This window comes from Frigoribacterium sp. NPDC087798 (genome assembly GCF_044742985.1).
GTDB lineage: Bacteria > Actinomycetota > Actinomycetes > Actinomycetales > Microbacteriaceae > Frigoribacterium.
Genome location: NZ_JBIUVP010000004.1, coordinates 24,115 through 48,183, shown reverse-complemented (window position 1 = coordinate 48,183; position 24,069 = coordinate 24,115). Strand labels below are relative to the sequence as shown.

Annotated in this window: 20 protein-coding genes and 2 pseudogenes; 14 read left to right on the top strand and 8 right to left on the bottom strand. The window is 73.1% G+C overall.

Features of this window, described 5'->3' with window-relative positions; translation table 11 throughout:
* Positions 1-15: 15 nt before the first annotated feature.
* From ACIOSR_RS11780 to ACIOSR_RS11745, 8 genes are all read left to right on the top strand, one after another.
* Complete coding sequence (locus tag ACIOSR_RS11780; protein ID WP_199736332.1) at positions 16-1,218, top strand: ROK family transcriptional regulator; 1,203 nt, start codon at positions 16-18, stop codon at positions 1,216-1,218.
* Positions 1,219-1,419: 201 nt separating this feature from the next.
* Complete coding sequence (locus tag ACIOSR_RS11775; RefSeq protein WP_123571471.1) at positions 1,420-2,742, top strand: extracellular solute-binding protein; 1,323 nt, start codon at positions 1,420-1,422, stop codon at positions 2,740-2,742.
* A gap of 106 nt (positions 2,743-2,848) precedes the next feature.
* Positions 2,849-3,850 (top strand): carbohydrate ABC transporter permease, encoded by a 1,002-nt coding sequence (locus tag ACIOSR_RS11770; protein ID WP_200412434.1) that lies wholly within the window; start codon positions 2,849-2,851, stop codon positions 3,848-3,850.
* Positions 3,847-4,800: a carbohydrate ABC transporter permease gene (locus tag ACIOSR_RS11765; RefSeq protein WP_199736328.1), complete on the top strand. Its 954-nt coding sequence runs from the start codon at positions 3,847-3,849 to the stop codon at positions 4,798-4,800. The genes ACIOSR_RS11770 and ACIOSR_RS11765 overlap by 4 nt, the downstream gene beginning before the upstream one ends.
* A gap of 4 nt (positions 4,801-4,804) precedes the next feature.
* On the top strand, positions 4,805-6,526 hold the full coding sequence (locus ACIOSR_RS11760) for a beta-N-acetylhexosaminidase (RefSeq protein WP_402752717.1): 1,722 nt from the start codon (positions 4,805-4,807) through the stop codon (positions 6,524-6,526).
* A 22-nt stretch (positions 6,527-6,548) separates the two neighbouring features.
* Positions 6,549-7,334: a glucosamine-6-phosphate deaminase gene (gene nagB, locus ACIOSR_RS11755; RefSeq protein ID WP_056043373.1), complete on the top strand. Its 786-nt coding sequence runs from the start codon at positions 6,549-6,551 to the stop codon at positions 7,332-7,334.
* 76 nt (positions 7,335-7,410) lie between these two features.
* Positions 7,411-9,105 (top strand): amidohydrolase family protein, encoded by a 1,695-nt coding sequence (locus ACIOSR_RS11750; protein WP_402752716.1) that lies wholly within the window; start codon positions 7,411-7,413, stop codon positions 9,103-9,105.
* Between the two features lie 132 nt (positions 9,106-9,237).
* Positions 9,238-9,864, top strand: a complete 627-nt coding sequence (locus ACIOSR_RS11745; RefSeq protein ID WP_402752715.1) for an NAD(P)-dependent oxidoreductase — start codon at positions 9,238-9,240, stop codon at positions 9,862-9,864.
* 175 nt (positions 9,865-10,039) lie between these two features.
* On the opposite strand, the gene ACIOSR_RS11740 is transcribed toward ACIOSR_RS11745, so the two are convergent.
* Entirely contained in the window at positions 10,040-10,444 is a 405-nt protein-coding gene (locus ACIOSR_RS11740; RefSeq protein ID WP_056043363.1) for a RidA family protein, read from the bottom strand.
* 150 nt (positions 10,445-10,594) lie between these two features.
* Here ACIOSR_RS11740 and ACIOSR_RS11735 point away from each other — a divergent pair, with 150 nt between their 5' ends.
* Complete coding sequence (locus tag ACIOSR_RS11735; protein WP_402752714.1) at positions 10,595-12,094, top strand: alanine racemase; 1,500 nt, start codon at positions 10,595-10,597, stop codon at positions 12,092-12,094.
* A gap of 109 nt (positions 12,095-12,203) precedes the next feature.
* Here the strand turns inward: ACIOSR_RS11735 and ACIOSR_RS11730 are convergent, their stop codons facing one another.
* Together ACIOSR_RS11730 and ACIOSR_RS11725 are read right to left on the bottom strand one after the other, a co-directional pair.
* Positions 12,204-13,100 (bottom strand): hypothetical protein, encoded by an 897-nt coding sequence (locus tag ACIOSR_RS11730; protein WP_402752713.1) that lies wholly within the window; start codon positions 13,098-13,100, stop codon positions 12,204-12,206.
* Positions 13,101-13,202: 102 nt separating this feature from the next.
* Positions 13,203-14,777, bottom strand: coding sequence for a hypothetical protein (locus ACIOSR_RS11725; RefSeq protein ID WP_402752712.1), 1,575 nt, complete (start codon positions 14,775-14,777; stop codon positions 13,203-13,205).
* A gap of 108 nt (positions 14,778-14,885) precedes the next feature.
* Between ACIOSR_RS11725 and ACIOSR_RS11720 the strand changes: the two genes are divergently transcribed.
* The gene (locus ACIOSR_RS11720) at positions 14,886-15,134 is read left to right on the top strand and encodes a DUF4287 domain-containing protein (RefSeq protein WP_267659302.1); all 249 of its coding nucleotides are present in this window, start codon (positions 14,886-14,888) and stop codon (positions 15,132-15,134) included.
* A gap of 45 nt (positions 15,135-15,179) precedes the next feature.
* Here the strand turns inward: ACIOSR_RS11720 and ACIOSR_RS11715 are convergent.
* Both ACIOSR_RS11715 and ACIOSR_RS11710 read right to left on the bottom strand, forming a co-directional pair.
* Positions 15,180-15,290 (bottom strand): annotated as a pseudogene (locus tag ACIOSR_RS11715) (DivIVA domain-containing protein); the annotation flags it as partial.
* Between the two features lie 45 nt (positions 15,291-15,335).
* Positions 15,336-15,416 (bottom strand): annotated as a pseudogene (locus ACIOSR_RS11710) (DivIVA domain-containing protein); the annotation flags it as partial.
* 105 nt (positions 15,417-15,521) lie between these two features.
* Between ACIOSR_RS11710 and ACIOSR_RS11705 the strand changes: the two are divergent.
* The gene (locus ACIOSR_RS11705) at positions 15,522-16,052 is read left to right on the top strand and encodes an SRPBCC family protein (protein WP_402752711.1); all 531 of its coding nucleotides are present in this window, start codon (positions 15,522-15,524) and stop codon (positions 16,050-16,052) included.
* Positions 16,053-16,121: 69 nt separating this feature from the next.
* Here ACIOSR_RS11705 and ACIOSR_RS11700 read toward each other — a convergent pair whose 3' ends face one another.
* Positions 16,122-17,084, bottom strand: coding sequence for a hypothetical protein (locus ACIOSR_RS11700; protein WP_402752710.1), 963 nt, complete (start codon positions 17,082-17,084; stop codon positions 16,122-16,124).
* A gap of 131 nt (positions 17,085-17,215) precedes the next feature.
* Between ACIOSR_RS11700 and ACIOSR_RS11695 the strand changes: the two genes are divergently transcribed.
* Both ACIOSR_RS11695 and ACIOSR_RS11690 read left to right on the top strand, forming a co-directional pair.
* Positions 17,216-17,884, top strand: a complete 669-nt coding sequence (locus tag ACIOSR_RS11695; RefSeq protein WP_173153288.1) for a response regulator transcription factor — start codon at positions 17,216-17,218, stop codon at positions 17,882-17,884.
* Positions 17,881-19,635, top strand: coding sequence for a sensor histidine kinase (locus tag ACIOSR_RS11690; protein ID WP_402752709.1), 1,755 nt, complete (start codon positions 17,881-17,883; stop codon positions 19,633-19,635). Before ACIOSR_RS11695 ends, ACIOSR_RS11690 begins: the two co-directional genes overlap by 4 nt.
* Positions 19,636-20,060: 425 nt before the next feature.
* Here the strand turns inward: ACIOSR_RS11690 and ACIOSR_RS11685 are convergent, their stop codons facing one another.
* Both ACIOSR_RS11685 and ACIOSR_RS11680 read right to left on the bottom strand, forming a co-directional pair.
* Positions 20,061-21,041, bottom strand: coding sequence for an NAD-dependent epimerase/dehydratase family protein (locus ACIOSR_RS11685; protein WP_056043339.1), 981 nt, complete (start codon positions 21,039-21,041; stop codon positions 20,061-20,063).
* A gap of 142 nt (positions 21,042-21,183) precedes the next feature.
* Entirely contained in the window at positions 21,184-22,134 is a 951-nt protein-coding gene (locus tag ACIOSR_RS11680) for a copper homeostasis protein CutC (protein WP_402752708.1), read from the bottom strand.
* A gap of 69 nt (positions 22,135-22,203) precedes the next feature.
* Here ACIOSR_RS11680 and ACIOSR_RS11675 point away from each other — a divergent pair, with 69 nt between their 5' ends.
* Entirely contained in the window at positions 22,204-23,949 is a 1,746-nt protein-coding gene (locus tag ACIOSR_RS11675; protein ID WP_402752707.1) for an AMP-binding protein, read from the top strand.
* Positions 23,950-24,069: the final 120 nt, after the last annotated feature.

The window sequence follows — 24,069 nt, the reverse complement described above, 5'->3', positions numbered from 1 at the left end:
CGAGAGGACGCGCCCGTGACCAGCACGACGATCACCCGGCAGCAGCAGCCGCCGGTCCGCGCCCACAACCGGTCCCTCCTCCTGCAGGCCCTGTACCGCGACGGCTCCATGAGTAGAGCCGACCTCGCGCGTCGCTCGGGTCTGACGCGCCCCACCGTCTCCGCCCTCGTCGCCGAACTCATCGACGACGGCATCGCCCGCGAGCTCGGCGTCCGCGACGACGCGCGGGTCGGCAAGCCGGCGACGCTCGTCGGAATCGAGTCGGACGCCTTCCACATCGTCACGGTCGACCTGTCGAGCGCCGAGCGTTTCGTCGGGGCCGTCGTCGACCTGCGGGGCGGGGTCGTCGAGCGCGCCGGGGTCGAACTCGACGGGGCCGTCGGCGAGGCCGCCGTGAGCCTGGTCGAGCGGCTCGTCGACGACCTCGCCTCGCGGACGTCCCGCCGGCTGCTCGGGGTCGGCGTCGCGACCCCCGGCATCGTCGACCACGACGGCGTCGTGCGCACGGCCGTCCACCTCGGTTGGTACGACCTCCCGCTGCGGTCCCGACTGTCGGCCCGCACCGGTCTGCCCGTCCACGTGGGCAACGACTCCAACGCCGCGGCGATGGGAATCCGCACCTTCGGCGAAGAGGTCGGGAACGATGCGACCGGGCGGGGCGCGACCGGACCGGGCGCGACCGGACCGGCTGCAGCCGGGCAGAGCGGCGACGGGCGGTCCCCGGCGGGCCAGGGCCTCATCGTCGTCACGATCGACCACGGTGTCGGGGTCGGGCTGATCGTCGCCGGTGCGCTCGTCGAGGGCGATCAGTTCTCGGCCGGCGAGATCGGGCACGTGACGGTCGACGAGAACGGCGACGTGTGCGCGTGCGGTCGACGCGGCTGCCTCGAGGAGGCCATCGCCGCCCCGCAGCTGAGGGCGCGCCTCCGACAGCACGACGAGGGATCGCGCGGCGCCGTCCTCCACGAGGCCGGTCGCGCGCTCGGCCTGGTGCTCGCCCCCATCGTCAGCGCGCTCAACATCGACGAGGTCGTGCTGTCGGGCCCGGCCGACCTGGTCGAGGGCGCGATGCTGCGCGCAGCCCGCGAGACCGTCCGGCAGCGCACGCTGTCCGCCGTCAGCAACGGCCTGACGATGCGGATCGCGGGCAGCGGCACCGACCTCGCCCTGCGAGGCGCCGCGTCGTTCGTGCTGCAGGCCGAACTGGGGTTGACGTGAGCCCGGCGTCGGCACGCCCGGCGTCGGCACGCCCGGTGCCCGGCTCGCCCGGGGCGACCGCCCCACCACAGACCTCGGGGGTCCACCCCCGGAGGCGGCGAGGGCCTCGGCCCGTGCCGCATTCCCGACCCGACGCTTGTGCGAGCGCGGGCCGGGACCACAGCGATGCGGCATCCCCGCTTCGAGAACGAGGAGATGAAATTGCGAATCCAACGCTACACGGCGGTCGGGGCCCTGGGCCTGGCCGCGGCACTCGCCCTGTCCGCCTGCTCGAGCTCGGGCACGGGCGGCAGCTCGTCCGACGAACCCCAGGCCGTGCCCACCACCAAGGGTGACGGCAAGACCCTCACGGTCTGGGTGATGACGGGCGACTACACGCCCGAGACCATCGATGCCGTCAACGAGGAGTTCACGAAGCAGACGGGCGCCGACGTCGACGTCCAGATCCAGCAGTGGGACGGCATCACCACCAAGATCAGCACGGCACTCGCCACGAGCACCCCACCCGACGTGCTCGACCTCGGCAACACGCAGGTCGCCAGCTACGCGGCCAACGGTGCACTCCTCGACCTGACGGCGTACCGCGACGACCTCGAGCAGGGTCAGACCTGGTTGACGGGCCTCGAGGAGCCCGCGACCGTCGACGACTCGCTCTACGCCGTGCCCGGCTTCGCCGGTGCCCGCGCCGTCATCTACAACAAGACGATGTGGGCCGAGGCCGGCGTGACCGAGGCGCCCACCACCTACGACGAGCTCACCGCCGACCTCGACAAGGTGAAGGCCGCGAACACGGCGTCCGACTTCTCGGCGTTCTACCTGCCCGGCCAGTACTGGTACGCGGGCATGCAGTTCGTCTGGGACGCCGGCGGAGAGATCGCCACGTCGAGCGACGGCACCTGGAAGGCGGGCCTGGCGAGCGACGAGGCGCAGCAGGGACTGGCCGACTTCACCGAGTTCCAGAACGCCTACTCGACGCCCGCCTCGCAGACCCTCGACACCGACGCCCCCGACCAGACGCAGGTCTTCGCGGACGGCAAGACGGCGACGATCCTGCACACCAACGGCTCGATCGACCTGATCCAGAAGGCCAACCCCGCCCTGACCGACGACGACTTCGGCACGTTCCCGATGCCGGGCAAGTCGGGCGAGACGCAGCCGGTCATGCTCGGCGGCTCGGACTGGGGAATCGCGGCCAAGAGCCAGAACTCCGACCTGGCCCTGCAGTGGACCAAGATCGCCACGAGCCCGGACATCCAGAGCGAGTGGGTCGTGGGCAACGACGGCTGGATCCCGAACAGCGAAGAGGGCATCGAGGCGGCCGGCAGCGTGGTGACGCCGATCCAGAAGGGCTTCTTCGACGCCGCGCTCAACTCGAAGGCCACCCCCGCCAGCGCGAACTGGGCGGCCCTCGAGGGCGACAAGAGCATCAACCAGCTCTTCTCCTCGGTGGTCTCGGGCTCGAAGTCGCCCGAGGCGGCCGCGAAGTCCTTCGACGAGGCCACCGACGAGGCGCTGAACGACTAGCACCGAGCCCTCGGCAGCACCCCGGGGGCGTCACGCGACCACCTGATCGCGTGACGCTCCCAGCCCCTCGACCCGCACCTCCTGGACTCGAACCGAAAGAGGAACCGTGGCCCTCTCGATCGCCCCCGGTCTCACCGAGACCCCGCCCGGCGCGGCACCCGACCAGAAGGGCGGCCGGCGCCCGAAGGCCGGACGGAAGGCCCCGGTGCGCCCCGGCGGGAAGCGCCAGCTCGCCCCGCTCTGGCTGCTGTCGCCCGCGGGCATCGTGCTGCTCGCCGTGACCGTCGCGCCCATCGTGTTCCTGGTCTTCACGTCGTTCACCGACTACGACCAGCGCTCGCTCTTCACCGGCGCGTACGACTCGGTCGGCGTGCAGCAGTACGCGACCCTGCTGGCCGACACCGACTTCTGGTGGTCGCTCGTCCGCACGCTGGTCTTCACGGCCGCGATGGTCGGCGGCAGCGTCCTGATCGGCACGGGCGTCTCGCACCTGCTCACCCGACTCGGCACGCCGATGCGCTACACGGTGACCGTCGTGCTGATCCTCGCCTGGGCGATGCCCAACGTGGCGTCGTCGATCGTCTGGAAGTGGCTGTTCCAGCCCGGCTACGGCGTCGTGAACTGGCTGTTGACCCGGACCGGCCTGGTGGGTGACATGACCAACGTCGACTGGTCGAACGACGCGGCCCTCGCCTACACGAGCATCTGGCTGCTGATCGTGTGGCAGGCGGTGCCCTTCATCGCGCTGACCATGTACGCCGCCGAGACGCAGATCCCGCTCGAGTACAAAGAGGCCGCGCGGCTCGACGGGGCGAGCGAGTGGCGCGTGTACCGGACCGTCACCCTGGTCTTCCTCAAGCCGACGCTGCTGCTGATCACGATCCTGTCGATCATCTGGGACTTCAACGTCTTCAACCAGATCTGGCTCGTCTCGGCCGGCGGCCCCGACGACGCCACCTCGACCCTCGGCGTCTTCACCTACGTCACCGCGTTCGTCGGCTTCGACATCGGGCAGGGCGCCGCCATCTCGGTGGTCACCACCCTGCTGCTCGTCGTGTTGACCGCGTTCTACGTCCGCAACCTCGTCCGATCCGGAGAAGACCTGTGACCACGACCGCACCCGCCGGCGTCGGCACCACGACGACCGAGACCGTCGCGCGCGACGAGAGAAGCAAGGAGGCGCGCTCGGGCCACGGCACCGGCCGACCGTCGCCCGCCCGCCCGACCCGTCGCCGCCGGAAGCCCCGCTGGGTCAGCAACGCGATCGCGATCGTCTTCAGCCTCGTGTGGCTGTTCCCCGTCTACTGGATGGTCAACACGGCGTTCAAGCCGCGCCCCGAGGTGATGACGGCGACCCCGCTGTTCTGGCCGCAGAACCCGACCCTCGACAACTTCGTCGTCGCGGTGACGCAGTCCGACTTCTTCACGAACCTGCGCAACAGCGTGATCGTCGTGGTCGGGGCCGTCGTCTTCTCGATCGTGCTCGGACTGTTCGCCTCGGCCGCCCTGTCGCGGTTCCGGTTCCGGGGGCGGCGCACGATCATGGTGTTCATCCTGATCGTCCAGATGCTGCCGGCGACGGCCCTGTTGATCCCGCAGTTCCTGATCTTCAACAGCCTCGGGCTGCTCGGCACCTACGGCGGGCTCATCCTGGCGTACGTCGCGTCGACGCTGCCGTTCTCGATCTGGGTGATGCGCGGGTTCTTCCTGGCGATCCCGGTCGAGGTCGAGGAGGCCGCGCAACTCGACGGCGCGAGCACCTGGCAGGTGCTGACGCGGATCATGTTCCCGCTCGTGCTGCCCGGCATGATCGCGACGAGCATCTTCGCCTTCATCGCCGCGTGGAACGACTACCTCGTGGCCTACACGTTCATGAAGGACCAGTCGATGTACACGCTGCCGGTCTGGCTGGCCTCGTTCAGCACGCCGACCAGCGGCACCGACTTCGGCGGACAGATGGCGGCTTCGGTGCTGTTCTCCCTGCCGGTCGTCGTCTTCTTCATGATCATCCAACGCAACCTGGTGACCGGCATGTCCGCCGGCGCCGTGAAGGGCTGACCCCGTGACGACCGACTCCTCGACCCCCTCGACCACCCTGCGGGCCGGCAGCGCGACCCCCGAGACCGCACCGGTCGCGATCGTGCCGCGTCCTGCCCGGCTGACCCGCGCCTCCGGGGCGTTCCGGCTCGACTCGGCGACACGCATCTCGGCGCCCGACGAGCTGGCCGGCGTCGTCGCCTGGCTGCAGCAGGCGCTGCGCCCCGCGACCGGCCTGCCCCTCCGCGAGGGCAGCGCCGACGGGACCGGCATCTCGTTCGACCTGGACGCCTCGCTCGGCGCCGAGGCCTACCGGCTGGAGGCGCGACCCGCGGGGGTGCGCATCACCGGTGGCGACGCGGCCGGCGCGTTCCACGGGGCACAGGTGCTGCGACAGCTGCTGCCCGCGGCCGCGTACCGGACGGCCCTCGTGCCCGGGGTCGACTGGGTCGTGCCCGCCGTCGACGTCGAGGACCGACCACGCTTCGGCTGGCGGGGTACGCACCTCGACGTCGCCCGGCACTTCCTGCCCAAGCACGACGTCCTGCGGTTCGTCGACCTCATGGCCCTGCACCGGCTCAACACGCTGCACTGGCACCTCACCGAGGACCAGGGCTGGCGCATCGAGATCACGAAGTACCCGCGCCTGACCTCGGTCGGCGCGTGGCGGGGGTCGTCGCAGGTGGGGGCCGGGCCGGACGCGACCCAGGACGGCCGACCGCACGGCGGCTTCTACACGCAGGACGACATCCGCGAGGTGGTCGCCTACGCCGCGGCCCGCCACATCACGGTCGTGCCCGAGGTCGACGTGCCCGGCCACTCGATGGCGGCGATCACGGCGTACCCGCACCTCGGCGTCGGCGCCGTCGAGGTCGGGGGGACGCCCGTGGCGGCGCCCCGGCAGATCGCCGTGGGGACCGAGTGGGGCATCTTCGAGGACGTCCTCAACACCGAGCAGACGACCGTCGACTTCTACACCGACGTGCTCGACGAGGTGATGGAGCTCTTCCCGGGCACCTGGATCGGCATCGGCGGCGACGAGTGCCCCAAGGTGCAGTGGCGGGCCGACCCGCGCACGCAGGAGCTCATGCGGGACCGCGGCCTCGCCGACGAGGAGGAACTGCAGGCGTGGTTCATCGGGCGGCTCGACGCGCACCTCACCGCGGCCGGGCGCCGCACCTTCGGGTGGGACGAGATCCTCGAGGGGAACGCCACGATGTCACCCGGCGCGACGGTCGCGTCGTGGCGGGGCATGACCGGCGCGATCACGGCGGCACGACGCGGCTACGACGTCGTGGCGTGTCCCGACGACCAGGTCTACCTCGACTACCGGCAGTCGGACGGGACCGACGAGCCGATCCCGGTGTCGATCCCGCTCACCCTGGCCGACGTGTTCGCGTTCGAACCCGTGCCCGCGCAGCTCACCGAGGACGAGGCACGTCACGTCCTCGGAGGCCAAGCCAACATCTGGACCGAGCACATGGACTCGCCCCGCACCGTCGACTTCTTCGCGTTCCCCCGGTTGTGCGCCGTCGCCGAGGCGCTGTGGACGACCGAACCGCGGGACTTCGACGACTTCTCCACACGGCTGGCCGTGCACCTCGGACGCCTCGACGCCCTCGGCGTCGAGTACCGGCGGGAGTCGGGGCCGCTACCGTGGCAGCAGCGTCCGGGCGTGCCCGGGCGGCCGGCCTCACGCGAAGAACGCGAGGCGTACATCGCGTCGGTCGTGGCCAACATCGTCTGACGCCTCGGCAGCAAGGAGCCCCATGGAGATCGTCATCGTCCGCGACGCCGACGAGGTCGGCCGTGTCGCCGCCCTCAAGATCGCGTCCGTCGTCCAGCGCGACCCCGAGGCCGTGCTGGGCCTCGCGACCGGGTCGTCGCCCACCGGCATCTACGCGTCGCTCGCGGCCCGGGTCGCAGCGGGCGAGCTCGACTTCGGCCGCGCCTCCGGGTTCGCGCTCGACGAGTACGTCGGCATCCCGCTCGAGCACCCCGAGAGCTACGCCTCGGTGATCGAGCGCGACGTCGTCGTACCCCTGGGCATGGACGCGTCGAAGGTCCACGTGCCCGACGGGCGGGCCTCCGACGTCGAGGCCGCGGTCGTCGAGTACGAGCGGGCCATCGCCGACGCGGGCGGCATCGACATCCAGATCCTCGGCATCGGGGCGAACGGGCACATCGGCTTCAACGAGCCCACCTCGTCCTTCGCGTCGCGCACCCGCATCAAGACGCTCGCCCCGCAGACCCGGGCCGACAACGCCCGGTTCTTCGACGACCCGTCGCAGGTGCCCACGCACTGCCTGACGCAGGGGCTCGGCACCATCCTCGACGCGCACGAGGTCGTGCTCGTGGCGCAGGGGTCGTCGAAGGCGTCGGCGGTCGCGGGCATGGTCGAGGGGCCGCTCGGCGCGATGTGCCCCGGCAGCGCGTTGCAGTTGCACCGGCACGCCACGATCGTCGTCGACGAAGCCGCGGCGTCGCTGCTGCAGCTGGCGGACTACTACCGCTACACCTACGCGAACAAGCCCGTGTGGCAGCGCTTCGAGTAGCGCACCCGTCCCGGCGACGACCGGGGTGTTCCCGTGACGGCGGCGGCGTCCGCGTCCGCGTGACGACGGCGTCCCCGTGACGACGCTGGTGCTCGCGGGCGGGACGGTCTGGGACGGGTCCGGAGGCGCGGGTCGCGTCGCGGACGTCGTCGTGCGCGACGGCGTGGTCGCGGCCGTGGGGCCCGGGGCCGCGGCGTCCGTGGGCGACGGTCGCCGCGCCTCCTCGTCCGGGGTGCCGGCCGGGGTCGAGGTGGTCGACGCGAGCGGACTCGACGTGCTGCCGGGGTTCGTCGACGTGCACGCGCACGACGACGCCGCGCTGTTCCGCCTGGGAGGGGTCGCCCCCAAGACCGGGCAGGGCGTGACGACCACGATCGTCGGCAACTGCGGCCAGGGCGTCGCGCCGTCGCCGTCCGACGCGCGGGACCGATCGCTCGAGGACTACTCGCGGCCGGTGCTCGGCGGGTTCCCTGCGCGACGATGGGCGACGTTCGCCGACTACGTGCGGACGCTGGCCGAGGGCGACGCCGACGGCACCTTCGGCCTGCACGCCGCGACCCTCGTCCCGCACGCCCCGCTGCGGGCGGGCGTGCTCGGCTTCGACCGCCGACCGGTCGACGGCGCCCAGCGGTCGCTCATCGCGGCGTCGGTGGGCGAGGCGCTCGACGCCGGGGCGCTCGGCGTCTCGCTGGGCCTCATGTACGCACCCGGCGACGCCGCCGACCGGCCCGAACTCGTCGCCCTGGCCCGGGAGTGCGCGGCGCGGGGCAAGCTGCTGGTCGCCCACGTCCGCAACGAGGCCGACGGACTCCGCGACTCGATCGACGAGCTGGCGTCGCTGGGGCGCGAGACCGGGGCCGCCGTCCACGTCAGCCACCTGAAGGTGACCGGGCCGCGGAACGTCGGCGGCATGCCCGCGATCGTCGAGCACCTCGACGCCCTGCGTGACGACGGTGTCGACGTCAGCGCGGACGTCTACCCCTACGACGCGGGCAGCACGACGGTCGCGTCGCTGTTCCCGCCGGCCACGGCCGACCACGGGGTCGAGAGCCTGCTCGAGGCGCTCCGACCCGGCACGCGCTCGCGGCGGCAGGTGCTCGACGGGTTGCTCGAGCCCTGGGCCGGATCGACGCTCGAGAACCAGTACGCCGCGATCGGCCCCGAGCGGATCTCGGCGGCGGGGTTCACGCGACCCGAGCACGCGGGCTTCGAGGGGCGGCCGCTGTCCGAGATCGCCGAGGCGGTCGGTGCCGACCCGCGCGAAGTGCTCGCCGACCTCGTCCTCGCCGAGCGGGGCGCCTTGACCGTCATCGTGTTCCACACCGACCTCGAGGGCATGCGGACGGCCCTGGCGTGGCCGCACACCCTGGTCGGCTCGGACGGGCTGCCGCGCGAGACCGGCACCGTGCATCCCCGCCTGTACGGGACGTTCTCGCGCGTGCTCGACGAGTACGCCGGGTCGGGGCCGCAGGCCGTGCTCTCGCGGGGCGAGGCGATCGCGCGCATGTCGACCCGCGCCTCCTCGCGGTTCGGGCTGGGGGGCACGGGTGTCCGCGCGGGCGGGGGCGCGGGCGGCATCGCCGGCGGCGGCGGCGTCGGCGCCGTGGGCGGTGGCCGGGCAGGAGGCGCGCTCGGCATCGCCGCCGGGGCCGTCGCCGACCTCCAGCTGGTCGACCCCGGGGCGTACGCCGACCGGGCCACCTACGCGACGCCCCGCCTCGGCCCCTCGGGGCTGGTCGGTCTCTGGGCTGCGGGCCGTCGCCTCCGCTGAGCGTGCCTCCGGTGACCCCGTCTCGTTGACCTGTCTCGGCTGGCCCGATCCGCCCTGCCGCGACCCTGCGCAGGCGTTCTCGGCCCGCTCTTGGTCGGACGGTGTTCGCTTCGATGAACGACAGGAGGCGCGATGAAGGTTCTGGTGTTGGGAGCGACCGGGGGCACGGGCTCCCACGTCCTGCGGGTCGCCCTGTCGGCGGGGCACGACGTGACGGTGCTCGTCCGCAATGCCTCGTCCCTCGACGTCACGGAGGGCGTCCGGGTGCTCACCGGGGATGCGACCTCGGCCGAGGACGTCCGCGCCGCCGTCGTCGGCCAGGACGCCGTGCTGAACGCGATCGGCTCGCGGAACATGCGGCACCCGGTCGAGGTCGAGGTCGGGCGGGCCCTGCTGCCGGCGATGCACGACGCGGGCGTCGACCGACTCGTCGTCTGTTCGGCCTTCGGCGTCGGCGAGAGTCAGACCGATGCGAACACCTTCCAGAAGATGTTCTTCCACACCGTGCTCGGCAAGGTCTACGCCGCCAAGGACGTCGCCGACGCCGAGGTGCGCGAGAGCGGACTCGACTGGACGCTCGTCTACCCGACGCGCCTCACCGACGATCCGGCGACCGGGTCGCTCGCCACGGGGGCGCGGTTGCCCCAGGGGGCGGGCAGCCACGTGACCCGTGCCGACGTGGCGCGTTTCATGCTCGCCCAGCTGACCGACGCGACGTGGTCACGGAAGATCGTGGTCGTGACGGGCGCGGCCGACTGACCTGCGCCTCCTGCGGTGGTGCCGCCTGGACGCCGCACGACTCCGAACACGGGCGTGTCCGGGGCCGGCGGGCGATCGTGTGGGGCCGGAAAGTTCGAACTGGCCCGCTGTCGACGAGCGGCAGGGCGGCAGCTCGGCAGGGCCGCAGGCCGCAGGCCCGCAAGGCGGCAGCGCGTCAGCTGAGGATGGCGAGCGCGTCGATCTCGACGAGCATGGCCTCGTTCGGCAGCTCGACGAACACCGTCGTGCGGGTGGGGAACACCCCGCTCGGGACGTTCTGCAGCAGGTAGGTCTCGTACGCGGCGTTCATCTCGGCGAAGTCGTCGCGCGTGGTGAGGAACACGCGCAGCGACACGACGTCGTCGAACGTCCCGCCGGCGCCCTCGACGATCGCCTTGACGTTGTCGAGCGTGCGGACGGTCTGCGACGTCAGGTCGCCGGGGTGCAGGTACTCGCTCGTGGCGGGGTCTTGCGGGCCCTGGCCCGACACGCTGAGGAACCCGTTCTTGAGCACGCCCTGCGAGAAGGTCGAGATGGGGGTGGGGGCGCCGCCGGTGCGGACTTCGGTCTTCTCGCTCACAGGTCTGCTCTTCTCTGGTGGATGGTCGGTGGGCCCGACGTGAGGTGTCGCCCGTCGGGGGTGGCTGCAAAACTACCGTCAGGTACCGACACACGGCCTGACCGCAGCACCACTCCGCCCACCCCCGAACCGCACCCGTCGGAAGGCCCCATGACCACGTCGTCCTCGACCCCGTCCGCCCCCGCCCCCACCAAGGTGGGCTTCGGCCGCGAGCCCCGGCCGGTCCCGCTGATCGACCTCGCGACCCCGCTGCTCACGATCGACCTCGACGCCCTCACCCACAACGTCGAGACCATGGCCGCCTGGTGTCGCGAGGCCGGGGTCGACCTGGCGCCGCACGGCAAGACGACGATGGCACCCGAGATCTGGCGCCGGCAGCTCGACGCCGGCGCGTGGGGCATCACGCTCGCGACGGCGTTCCAGGTCGCCGTTGCGCGCGAGGCCGGTGTGCCGAACGTCGTCCTGGCGGGGACCGCGTTCGCGCCCGCGACCCTCGCGGCGCTCGCCGCACCCGGCGTCGACGTGCTCATGTGGGTCGACTCGGTCGAGACGGTGCGCCTCGTCGACGCCGCCCTGGCGCGGGCCGAGGGCGAGCGTCCGCTCGCCGTGCTGGTCGAGTTCGGGTCGCCGCTCGGCCGGACCGGCGCGCGGTCCGTGCGCGAGGCGCTGCTCGTCGCCGAGGCCGTGGCGGCGGCACCGCACCTCGTCCTGGCCGGGGTGGCCGGGTACGAGGGCGCCCTCACGCACGACGTCGACGCGGCCGGCATCGCCGTGGTCGACGACTACCTGCGGGGGCTCCTCGAGGTGCTCGACGGCATCGGTGCGCCGGCCTTCGACCCGTGGCTGTCGAGGGGTCACGACGTGGTGGTGACCGCCGGCGGCAGCGTCTACTTCGACCGGGTCGTCGCCGTGCTCGGCGACCGGCACGACCCTTCGGGGTTGCAGGGGCCGCGCACGCGCGTCGTGCTGCGGTCGGGTTCGTACGTCGCCCACGACCACGACCTCTATCGCCGGCTGACCCCGTTCGCCCGCGACACGATGCCGTCGACCCGTCACGCCGTGCCGTCGACCGCAGGAGGCGCGGCCGGCGTCGACGCCGACGTCACGGTCGTCGTCGGCGACGGTTCGGCGGGGTCGCAGGCCGACCGCGAGATGGGCGGGCCGACCGACGGCGAACTCACCGGGTTCGACGGAGCGGCCGAGGGGTTCGACGCCGAGCAGGCCGCGGGGTTCGACGCCGAGCAGGTCGAGGGGCCGACGATCGAGCCCTCGTTCCTGCCGACCCTCGAGCTCTGGGCGTCCGTGGTGTCCCGTCCCGAGCCCGGGCTCGCCCTGCTCAACGTCGGACGGCGCGACACGTCGGACGACGAGGGGTTCCCGGTGCCGCTCGAGGCGTGGCGTCCGCAGGCGGCCGACCGGCGCCTCCCGGGGGTGCTCGACGGGTCGCACGTGTCGGCCCTCAACGACCAGCACGCCTTCCTGCGGCTGGACCCGGCGTCGGGGCTGCAGGTCGGCGACCTGGTGCGGCTCGGCGTCTCGCACCCCTGCACCACGATCGACAAGTGGAACGAGATCGCCACGGTGCGGGGCTCGGCCGACCGCCGCGGTGTGCCACCCGTCGTCGAGGGCGGCATCACCACGCGGTTCTGACGGAGCCTGCTGTTCTGACGGAGCCTGCTGTTCCGACGGAGCCTGCCGTGCTGACCGGTGCCGGCGCTTCCGAGCGGCCGGCGCCCTGACGGCCGGTGCGGCCGGCGGCCTACGAGCCCGAGCCCTCGTCGGTGCCGGGGGTGGGGGTCGGCGCGTCCGTGGGAGGGGCGGGCGCGTCCGTCGGCGGGGTGGGGCGGTCGGAGTCGTCCTCGGTGTCGCCGGAGTCCGTCTTCGGGCCGCCCTTCTCGCCGGGGCCGTGGCCCGGGCCGCGCTTCTCTCCCGGGCCCTGCGGTCCGCCAGCCATCGGGCCGCCGGCGGCGGGGCCGCCCTCCGGTGCCTCGGGCAGAGCCTTCCCGTCGGGGCCGGTGCCGGGGGCCGGCAGGGCTTCGCCCTCGGGGCCGACGCCCGGGGTCGGCAGAGCCTTGCCGTCGGGCCCGGTGCCGGGGGTCGGCAGGGTTTCGCCGTCGGGCCCGGTGCCCTCGGCCGGAGTGCTCTCGTCCGAGTCGTCACCCGCAGCAGGCGGGGTCGGTGCGTCGGTGGGTGCACCGGTGGCGTCGTCGGAGCCTCGTTCTCCCGGCCCCTGGCGTGAACCGTCGGCCTGGTCCGTCGCGTCGTCCCGTCCCGGAGTCGCACTCGAGGAGGCGCTGGTCGGGCTCCCGGCGTTCGACACCGCGACGGCGGTGCTGGTCCCGACCAGGGCGAGGCCGGCCGCCGCGATGCCGATGCCGACGAGCAGGCCCTTCCTCGGGCGCCGTCGCGGGGTCGACTCGGCCCGGAACGCGCTGCCGTCCGTGGGCAGTTCGCGGGTGCGCTGGTCGTCGGCGACGATCGGGGTGGTCGGGGCCGTGGGCTGGCCCGACGGCCGGGCCGGCAGCTCGGTCGTCGCACGGGCGCCCTGGTCCTCGTCCTCACGACGCAGTCGCTCGGCCCACGCATCGTCCTGCGCGGGGGTGTTCTCGTCGCGACGGTCGTCGTCGCGGCCGTCGGGGGTGGTGTCCTTCGCCATGGTGTCTCCAGATGTCGGGTGCCGGGCGAGCCGCGGTGCGGCTGGCGGTCGGGGCGTTCCCTCCGGCAGACACCACTCTCGGAACCGAATCTGAAGCGGGGCTTAAGTGCGGGCGGTGGCTTCCACAGACCCCGGCGATGCAGCTGGCACGCGTCGAAGTCGCTCTGGAGCGAGCCGCTCGACGGCCGCGACCGTCGTGGCGACCAACGATGCACCCCGGAACCAACCATCCCGCTCGATCCGCAACCGCCGGCCGTCACCCATCACCAGGACGACTTCCTCGTCTGAGGCGACGGCGACGGCGACATCGCCCAGGCCGACGGCCCAACCGCGGTCGCCGGACCTCACGACCAAGCGGTCGTCGACGATGCCTACCCGGTCCGAAGCCAGAATCGGTACGACCGAATTGCGCCACGTCCGGTGCCCTCGCATGGCCCGCGTGGCCTCAGATGCTCGCAGCTCGATCGAGGGTGTCAGATCGTCGAAGGGCATGCCGAGCGCCCTCGCGAACTCCTCGGGGTCACCGAGGTCCGTGTCTTCGTCGACCATCACGACCGCCGTTCGCAGGGCCGACGACCACGCTGTTCGGAGGTCTTCGCCGTCGACATGTGATGCCTCGGAGAGATCGACCGCCGCGTCGGTCGCGGGGTCGCCGAGCAAGAGGGAACGAACGGCGTCCCGGGCGTCCAGCTCGGCCCGGGCGTCTTCGTCGGCCATCGTCAATGTGGCTGAGAGTCGAGCGCGGTCGATCGCGATCGAGGAGAACCCCTCATGGCCGAGGCGTCGCGCCAAGTCGACCAGGGCCACGGCGGCTTCGCGGGCGCGATCCGTACCGGCACCGACGACGACGTCCAGTTGGACGGTGTCGGCGTCGATGCGTTCGGTCATGACCTCGACCTGATAAGCCAGGCCTCGGTCGTGGCGCAGCTGCAGGAAGAACTCCAGCTCAGCGGCATGGCCGAGTGAGGGGGCCATCGCGACCGGCACGACGAGCGAGAGCGCCGCCCCACCGAGGGAGGTGGGTACAGCGACTGGGGTCTCGATGCTCGTTGGATCGACGGGCCGGCGTCGGCGATCCGACGGCGGGCCCGGGAGCTCGAGTCCGGGCTCGGCGTCGTCGTCCCAGGGGCCGGTCAGAACGACGGCGGCGTGGTCGCCGGTGAACCACCGCCGGACCCAGCTCACGACGTCGTCCCTCGTGAGGGTGGGCAGGGTTGAGCAGCCGGCACCGTACATGCCTGCGCCGCTGAAACCCCATCTGATGGTCGACAGTGAAGGAATCGTCTCGTGGAATCTCAAGGGGTCTTCACGCTCGACGATGGAGAGTTCCAGAGCGACCTCGTCGTCGGTCAGCTGATCGACCTCGGCGATCGCGGCGGTGATCCGTCGAGCGAAGTCGAGGCAGCCTTCGGCCGTGCCTGTCGTGCTGAAGATCACCGTCGACAGGCCTGTCTCGCCGTCCTTGAACGTGGCGTCGCTACCGGCGAGACGGATGAGTAGATGCTCGGCGAGGTGGGTGATCCCCGCCAGGTACGGAGGTTCGTCACGCTGGCCGACCGCAAGGACGAGATCGATCTGATGTGGTCCTCGGCGGCGCGCGCGGATGACGGGCACGGGGAGGCGGCGGTCGGGGAGTGTCCCGTCGGCGGGGGACGAGGGCGCAGCAGGGTCAGACACGGGCACCGACCTAGAGTGCCAGGGGCGTCCTGCTCGGCGACATGCCCCGTTCGGGAAGGTCGTGGACGTCGATCGCGATATGCCGTCACACACTGCTACCGTCACGGCATGTCCGAGCGACGCGTCCTGGCACCCGAACCGCCCGCCGACGGCCAGAAGGCCAGCGGCCCGGCGTCGTACTTCCCGAGCATCGAGCGCACCTACGGGCGGCCGGTCCAGGAGTGGCTCGACCTGGTCGACGAGCGTCTCGACGAGGACGCGCACATGCAGGTGGTGTCGTGGCTCAAATCCGAACACGGCCTGGGCCACGGTCACGCCAACGCGATCGTCGCGTACGTGCGCCACGCCCGCGGCTGACGCGTCGTCGGGACGCGGTCAGCGACCCCCGGCGGACTGTCGTCCCCTGAGCTCGACGACGACCTGGTCCAGGAAGTCGTCGACCTCGTCCTGGTCGTAGCCTTCCCTGAACCTCGTCGGTCGGAACCGGGCGGCCACGACGTCGACGTCCGCCAGGAGGCCGACGGTGGTCCCCTGCTCGTAGGCCGCGAGGGTGGCCCGGATGCGCTCGAGGAACGGGTCAACGTCCTCCATCGCGTAGCCGTCGCGGAAGCGGGTCGGAGTGAATCTCTTCTCGGTCACGTCTCGTGCGAGCACGTCGCTCCTCGGGGTCGGGTGTCGACAGATCTGTCCTGATCTTTCCACGCCCGTGGTCGCCCGGACGTCCGGAGGTGCGACGATGAGCCCGTGCCCGTCGTCGAGTCCCGGTGCGTCGTTCCTGTCGACCTCCGCGTCGCCTTCGCGGTGTCGCAGACCCAGGGGGAGGCGCGCAAGCGGTGGGACCCGTTCATCCGGCGGCAGTACCTCGTCGGCGGTGCGCCACGGGCCGCCAAGGGGGTCCGGACGTTCACCGTGCAGCGTTTCGGGTTCCGGATGGAGAGCGAGTACGTCTCGTACAACCCACCGACGAACGTCGGCATGCAGATGACGAAGGGGTCGTGGTTCTTCGCGCGCATGGGCGGGGGATGGCGGTTCAGCGAGGTCGACGGCGACCCGAGCTCGACCGAGGCCGTCTGGCGCTACAACTTCTCGTGCAAGCCGGCGTGGCTGGCGCCCGTGGCCGAGCGCATCGGCGCCGTCCTCCTGCAGCGCGACATCGACCGACGCATCCGCGGTTTCGCCCGGGGCTGCGTCGACCCGTTCGTCCTCGCCCACCTCGACCCCGACCTCGGCGGCGCCGGTGACCCGGCCCGCACCGTGCCTCCGGCCCTTCCGTAGAACCCGTTCACCGACGGTCCAGCGGCGCCTCCCCGCATCGATCCGTCTCGGTGGTTCGGCACGGACGAGTCAGGTGTCGGTGGGACTGAATGCCGGTGCCGGGTCGGGCTCGTGCGCGTGCCGGAGGACTTGGCGTAGGCGTCCTACCAGCTCGTCGGCCACAAGGCGTTCGTCGTGTCCGTCCTCGACGCTGGCGGTCCCGAAGTCGTCGGGCCGCTGGGCGTCGGGTCGGTGGGTGGCACCGAGATCGACGTCGATGGTGCCCTTCGCCACCTCATGGAGGGTGTTCAGCACGGCCTCGAGCTGGTCGAGGGGAACGGCGAACCACGGATCTCGGTTCTCGTCGCCCCCGGCATCGTCCTCGAGCGCCCAGGCGGTCCACGCGATGCGTCGTGCGCCGACGGCAGTGGTGCGCGGCGGGCCGGGCCGGGGGGCCGGCGCGTCGCGGGCGGCGCGGGCGGCCCGACGCGACCAGGCGAGTGCGTCCTGCGCATCGAAGCCGATCTCCCTGGCCGGGTAGGGGTCGCGGGAGTCCTCGGCGTCCGCCTCCAGCGCGGCCGACATGAGCAAGAGGTCCTGGGTGGAGAACGCCACGACGATCTGCCTCTTCGTGCCGATCGGGCCTTCGCCTCGGTCGTCGATGAGCAACAGCTCGAGGGTCTCGTCGGCATCGACGCGACGGAGTGCGGGGACGACCCGGTCGTCCCAGACGTGGTGGCGCCAGGGGGCGGAGGAGAACTCATCCAGGTCCGGAGGGATCGGAGGCTGCCGCCGCTGGAACGGCCACCAGCCCGGGGAACTCGGACGGGTCGGGAGGGTCGGGGCGCCAGAGGGCGGCCCCTCACGCTCGGCGATGACGAGGAGGAACAACCACAGGGCGACCAAGAAGAGCCCGAACGCCGCCAACCCCACGGTCAGGTAGGCCGACGGCCACCGGGCCGAGATCGGCCCTCCGAGCCAGAACGCGAGCAGCGACAGCCCCAGCAGCACGCCGCCCGCGACGAGTTGCCGTCGTCGGCGCTGTCTCCCCATGCGCCGACCCTAGCGGCAGGCCGAGCCCGTCTGCGGTCCACCCCTGGTGGCAGTCCGCGACCACGCGACCCACACCGCACCCCCAGCCCGTCCATAGCCTCCGCCCACCGACCGGCCCTACCGTTCCGAGGATGCTCAGCCCCGCCCGTGTCCTCGTGATCGACGACGACGAGACCATCCGCACCGCCGTCGTCACCGCGCTGGGCGCCGAGGGCTTCGCCGTGCACGGTCTCGCGGACGGCTCCGACCTGTCCGAACAGCTGAAGGCGTTCGTGCCCGACCTCGTCGTGCTCGACTGGATGCTGCCCGGGGCGAGCGGCATCCGGCTCGCGAGCACGATCCGCACCTCGTCCGACGCCGCTGTCGTCATGCTGACCGCCCGCGACGAGGTCGACGACCGGCTGCGCGGCTTCTCCGAGGGCGTCGACGACTACGTGGTCAAGCCCTTCGCCGTCGCCGAACTGATCGCGCGCGTCACGGCCGTCCTCCGCCGCCGCGGCCGCATCCCGTCGGTGATCGAGATCGGCGACCTCGTCGTCGACCCCGAGGCGGCCCGCATCACGCGCGGCGGCGAACCACTCGACCTCACCGCGACCGAGTTCCGCCTGCTCGGCTTCCTCGCCGAGAGCCGCGGACGCACCGTCTCGAAGACGCAGATCCTCACCCAGGTCTGGGGCTACGACGACTACGACCCCAACCTCGTCGAGGTGCACCTCAGCGCCCTGCGCCGCAAGATGGAGACCCGGGGCCCCCGCCTGATCCACACCGTCCGCGGCCTCGGCTACCGGATGAGCGCGTGAGGCGCGCCCGCCGTCCCGCCGCGCTCTCGACGGGACACCACCCCCGAGGAGGCGCGGTGCCGGCCCCCGAGACCGCCACCCCCGGGCTGCGCACCGGCTCGTTGCGCGTCCGCACGGTCGTCGCCGTGCTGCTGCTGCTGGCCGTCCTGCTGGCGGCGCTCGCCGTGACGGTCGAGCTCACGCTCGGCCAGAGGCTCCGCGCCCAGGTCGTCGACCGGCTGTCGGACCGCGCCGCGGCCGCCGCCGCCCTGGTCGGCACGGTCGACGGCGACGAGCTCGCCGACCGGCTCTCGGCCCAGGGGCTCTCGGTCGTCATCCGCGACGCCGACGGCGACGCCATCGTCGCCGGCCCGAGCCCCGACCAGCTGCGCGAGGGCCCGCCCTCGCTCGGCGACGGCCCCGGACGCGGCGGCCCGGCCTCGGGGCTCGACGACGGACCAGGAGGCGCGGGCAACGGCAGCCCGGACGGCACCGGCACCGGCACCGGCACCGATGAGACCGGCACCGACTCCTCGAGCGGCACCGACGCCGGGGACGCGACCGGCACCTCCTCGTCCGACGCGGTCACGGTCACCTCGTCCGAGGTGCGGAGCGACGACGAGGTGACCACGCTCGTCTCGCAGCTCAGCGACGGGTCGACGATCACCCTGACCACGGACTCACGGTCGGTGGGCGAGACCCTGGTGCAGCTGCGCTGGTCGATGATCGGCGCCTCCGCGGCGTTCCTGCTGATCGCGGCGATCGGCCTCGCCCTCGTGGTGCGGGCCACCCTGCGGCCGCTCGACCGGATGACCGGCGTCGCCCGGTCGATCGCACACGGCGACCGGGGACGACGCCTGCGGCCGGCCCGACGCGACACCGAGATCGGCCGGGTCGCCGTCGCCTTCGACGAGATGCTCGACGGCGTCGAAGGGGCCGAGCGGGCCGCGCTCGACGCCGAGACGCGGGTGCGCGCGTTCGTGTCGGACGCCGCCCACGAGCTGCGCACCCCCGTCGCCGGGATGCGCGCCGCGGCCGACACCCTCGTGCGGTCGCCCGGCACGGCCGACGAACGCGAGCGGCTGGCGACGCACGTGGTGCGCGAGGCCGAGCGCGCCTCCCGGTTGATCGACGACATGCTGCTGATGGCCCGCGTCGACCAGGGCATCTCGCTGGACGTCGCACCCGTCGACCTCGGGGCGTCATTGCTCGCCGACGTCGAGCGTCAGCGGCTGCGACGGCCGTCGCTCGACCTGCGCGTCCTGCTGCCCGACGGCCCGGTCGTGGTGGCGGCCGACGCGGGTCGGGTCTCGCAGATCGTCGGCAACCTGGTCGACAACGCCGCCCGGGCGACGGGGGGCACGGGGCGGGTGACGCTCTGGCTCGACGCGTCGCGTGCCGACGAGGTCGCGGTGCTCGTGTCCGACGACGGCCCCGGCGTGCCCGAGCGCGACCGCGAGCGGGTGTTCGACCGGCTGGTGCGGCTGGACGAGGCCAGACGGTCCGGCGACGGAGGCGCGGGCCTGGGGCTGCCCATCGCCCGCGGTCTCGCGCGCGCCCACGGCGGCGACCTGGTCTGCGAGCCTCCCGGGGTCGGCCGGCCCGGCGCGGTGTTCCGGCTGACGCTGCCCGTCGCCGTGCGTGCGGTCCGGGCCGGATCGGAGGCGGCTGCGGCTGGTGCGGCGGCTGCGGCGGCTGCGGCGGCTGCGGCGGCTGGCGCCCCGACGGCCGCAGCCGCGCCCGCACCCGAGCTGCGTCGCACCGCCCACTGACCGTCGCACTGCCCACTGAACGTCGCACCGCCCACATCGGCGGTGCAACGTTCAGCCGGCGGTGCGTCGGCGGCCCGGCCCGGCCCGGCCCGGCCCGGCCCGGTGGCCCGGCCCGGCCCGGTGGCCCGGTGGCCCGGCCCGGGGCCGAGGTCGCACCACGCCCGTGTCGTGGAACCACGCCCCCGGGTGGTTCGAGGACGCGACGGTGGTGCGACGTCGAGCTGGCGGTGCGGCGTCCAGCTGGCGGTGCGTCGGCGGGTCGGTGGCCGGGCCCGGGGCCGAGGTCGCACCACGCCCGGGTCGTGGAACCACGCCCCGGGTGGTTCGACGACGCGACGGTGGTGCGACGTCGACCCGAAGCTCCAACGGGCCGGGGCCGGGGCCCGGGGCCGGGGGCCGGGCCGGGGTCGGGACCCGAGTCCGGGCTAGAGCGCGACGAGCCGCTCGTAGGCGTCGTCGACCCAGGGGTCGACCGTGCGCCGGGAGGCGTCGGCGTCGTGCCACGCGACGATCTGGCGGGCTCCCTCGGCGAAGGGGACGCGCGCCTCCCACCCGGGCACCAGCGCGCGGATCTTCGACGTGTCGAACACGGCGGGGTGGCTGCGGTCGCCGCAGAGGTCGGCCGTCCACTCGGGCACCTCGTCGGTCAGGACCTGCGTCGTGCGGTGGACGACGTGCAGCGACGCCCCCGCGGCGTCGGCGAGGTCGCGCGCGATCATGTTCCAGGTGAGCAGCTCGGGCGACATGATGTGGAACGCCTCGCCCAGGGCGCCGGGGTGCCCGAGCAATCCGACGAACGCGCGGGCGAAGTCGCTCGAGTGGGTCAGCGCCCAGAGCGAGGTGCCGTCGCCGTGCAGCACGACCGCGTCCCCGCGGCGCATGCGCTCGATCGGGGTCCAGCCGCCGAGCAGCGGCACGTGCGTCTCGTCGTAGGTGTGCGACGGCCGGACCACGGTCGCCTGCACCCGCCCGGCGAGGTGCTCGTCGCGCAACAGGCGCTCGCAGGCGATCTTGTCGCGCGAGTACGACCACCACGGGTTGAAGAGCGGCGTCGCCTCGGTGATCGGCAACGTCACCGGGGGCTTCTGGTAGGCCGACGCCGAACCGATGAAGACGTACTGGTCGGTGAGCGGGGCCACCACGCGCAGCATCGAGGCGAGCTGGTCGGGCGTGAAGGTCAGGAAGTCGGCCACCGAGTCGAAGCGACGCCCGTCCAGGGCGGCGACCAGCGCCTCCTCGTCCCGGACGTCGGCGACGAGCTGCTCGACGCCCGCGGGCACGGGCCGGATCGTGGTGCTTCCGCGGTTCAGCACGGTCACGGCCAGACCGTCGCGCAGGGCCTGCCGCACCACCGAGGCGCTGATCTGCCCGGTGCCGCCGATCACGAGGAGGGACGTCGATGTCATCGCTCCACTGTGCACCCCCGCGACCGGGGGCGGTCGCCGAGGTGGGCAGGAGTCGGGCAGGAGGCGCGGGTCGGGACCCTGGGGAGGAGGCGCGGGTCGGGACCCCGGGACGGGCCCCGTCGGCGTCGCGGCGGCCGCCGGATCAGGCCTGGTCGAGGGCGTGACGGGCGGCGCGGACCAGGTCGTGGTCGGTCTCGAACCACGAGTCGGTCGACGCCTCGGTGCCGAGCGACACGGTCGTCCCCGACCGGGACGAGGAGGCGCGCACGGCCCGCACCCGCTTCGCCGAGAGGTGGACGGCGTCGACCCCCGCGGCCACGAGCGCCGGGACGTCGCCGAGCTGAACGCCGCCCCCGGCCATCACCTGCACGTCGCCCGCGACCTCGACGAGGCGCGGCAGCACCCCCGACGCCAGACCCGCCCCGACCGTGGAGGAGCCGCCCGACGTCAGCACGCGCGTGACGCCCAGCCCCGCCAGGGCCGTCACCGCCGCGACCGGGTCCGCCGCACGGTCCACGGCCCGGTGGACGGTGATCTCCAGTGGGCGCGGCTCGAGCGTGCGCGGCTCGAGCGGGAGCGACTCCAGCGTGCGCGGCTCGAGTGGTGAGACCCCGGGAACCCGCGCAGACCCCACGCCGCGCGGAGGGACCTCGGCGACGTCCTGCGGTCCGGCGACCCGGTCCCGAGGTGCGGCGGCGTCGAGCGCGGCTTCGACGAACCAGCGGAGGGCGTCGACGTCCAGCGAGCCGTCCTCGCGCAGCGCGCCCACGACGACGCCGGCCACGCCCGAGCGCACCAGCGCCCGGATCTCGCGCACCATCACGTCGAGCTCGTCCGCGTCGTACGCGAACCCGCCGGGCCGGCACCGCACCAGCGCGTGCACGGGCACGCCCGTCGCGACGGCCGCCTCGACGAGGCCCTGCGACGGGGTGACGCCCCCGAGCTCGAGGGCGCTGCAGAGTTCGACCCGGTCGGCTCCGCCGTCGCGGGCCGTGACGGCCCCGGCGGCGCTCGTCACCGCGATCTCGAGCGCGGGCCGCCGGCGGGCGGACGGGTCGGCGGATGAGGAGGCGCGGGTCGCGTCGTTCGTCATGTCACGACCCTAGGCGAGCGGCTCTCCCGCATGCCGGGCCCGGCATGGGTGGGGGTGCATGATGGCGGGATGTCCGACGCACCCGCATCCGCACCCGCCGAGGCCCCGGCCACCGCCGCCTACCGGGCGGCCCGCGACCACCTGCTGGGGCTCGGGCACGACCTCGACCGGGCGAGCGACGAGTTCCGCTGGCCGGACGTCGGCGACCGCTTCAACTGGGCGACCGACTGGTTCGACGTGGTCGCCGACGGCAACGACCGCACGGCGCTCTGGATCGTCGAGGAGGACGGCTCCGAGCAGCGGGTGTCGTTCGACGCCATGCGTCGGCGCAGCGACCAGGTCGCCGCGTGGCTGCACGACCTCGGCGTCGCCAAGGGCGACCACGTCATGCTCATGCTCGGCAACCAGGTCGAGCTGTGGGAGGCCATGCTCGCGGTGATGAAGGTGGGCGCGGTCATCCTGCCGACGTCGACCGTGCTCGGCAGCGCCGACCTCGCCGACCGCATCGACCGCGGGCTCGTCCGGCACGTGATCGCCAACGCGGCCGACGCCCCGGCGTTCGCGGGGGTCGACGGGGTCGAGGCCGTCACGCGGATCGCGGTCGTCCCCGAGGGCGACGCGACCCCCGCGGGCTGGACGTCCTTCGGGGACTCGCACCGCGCCTCCTGGGACCGCCCCGACGTCACGACGGCGACCGAGGACGCCTGCCTCGTCTACTTCACGTCGGGCACGACGAGCAAGCCGAAGATGGTCGTGCACTCGCACGCCTCGTACCCCGTCGGGCACCTGACCACGACGTACTGGCTGGGCGTGCAGCCGGGGGACGTGCACATGACGATCTCGTCGCCGGGCTGGGGCAAGCACGCCTGGAGCTGCTTCTTCGCGCCGTGGACCGCCGAGGCCACCGTGTTCGTCTACAACTACGGTCGCTTCCGCCCGGCCGAGCTCCGCGACCAGCTCGAGCGTGCCCGGGTGACCTCGTTCTGTGCGCCGCCGACCGTGTGGCGGATGCTGATCCAGTCGTCCCTGGGTTCGCGGCCGAGCGCCCTGCGCGAGGCGCTCTCGGCCGGCGAACCGCTCAACCCCGAGGTGATCGGGCGCGTGCAGCAGGGCTGGGGCCTGGACATCCGCGACGGGTACGGGCAGACCGAGACGACCGCCATCGTCGCCAACGCGCCCGGCGGCACGATCAAGGCCGGCTCGATGGGGCGCGCCCTGCCCGGCGTCGAGGTCGTGCTGGTCGACCCCGTCACGGGTGTCGTCGGCGACGAGGGCGAGGTCTGCCTCGACCTCGCCACGCGGCCCGTCAACCTGATGACCGGCTACCTCGGCGACGCCGCCCGCACCGAGTCGTCGATGCGCGACGGGCTGTTCCACACCGGCGACGTGGCGGTGCGCGACGCCGACGGCATGATCACCTTCGTCGGCCGCACCGACGACGTCTTCAAGTCGTCGGACTACAAGGTCTCGCCGTTCGAGGTCGAGAGCATGCTGATCGAGCACCCGGCCGTCGCCGAGTCCGCGGTCGTGCCGGCACCCGACGACACCCGGCTGAACATCGTCAAGGCGTACGTGACCCTGGCCGAGGGGTGGGCACCCGACGCCGAGACCGCGCGGGCCGTCCTGGCTCACGCCCGGGTGTCGTTGCCCGCCTACGAGCGGGTCCGGCGGGTCGAGTTCGCCGAGCTGCCGAAGACGATCTCGGGCAAGATCCGACGCGTCGAGCTGCGTGACCGCGAGGAGGCGCTGGCCCGGTCGGGCGAGCGGGCCGCGGCCGAGTGGCGCGACGCGGACTTCCCCGACCTGAAGGGGTAGGGCCGCTCGGCGAGCCCGACGCCCCACGGCTCCGACTCACGGCACCGCGTTTCGTGCACGGCACCGCAACTCGTCGCGGTGCCGTGCACGAAACGCGGTGCAGTGTCGGGCGGAGCGGAG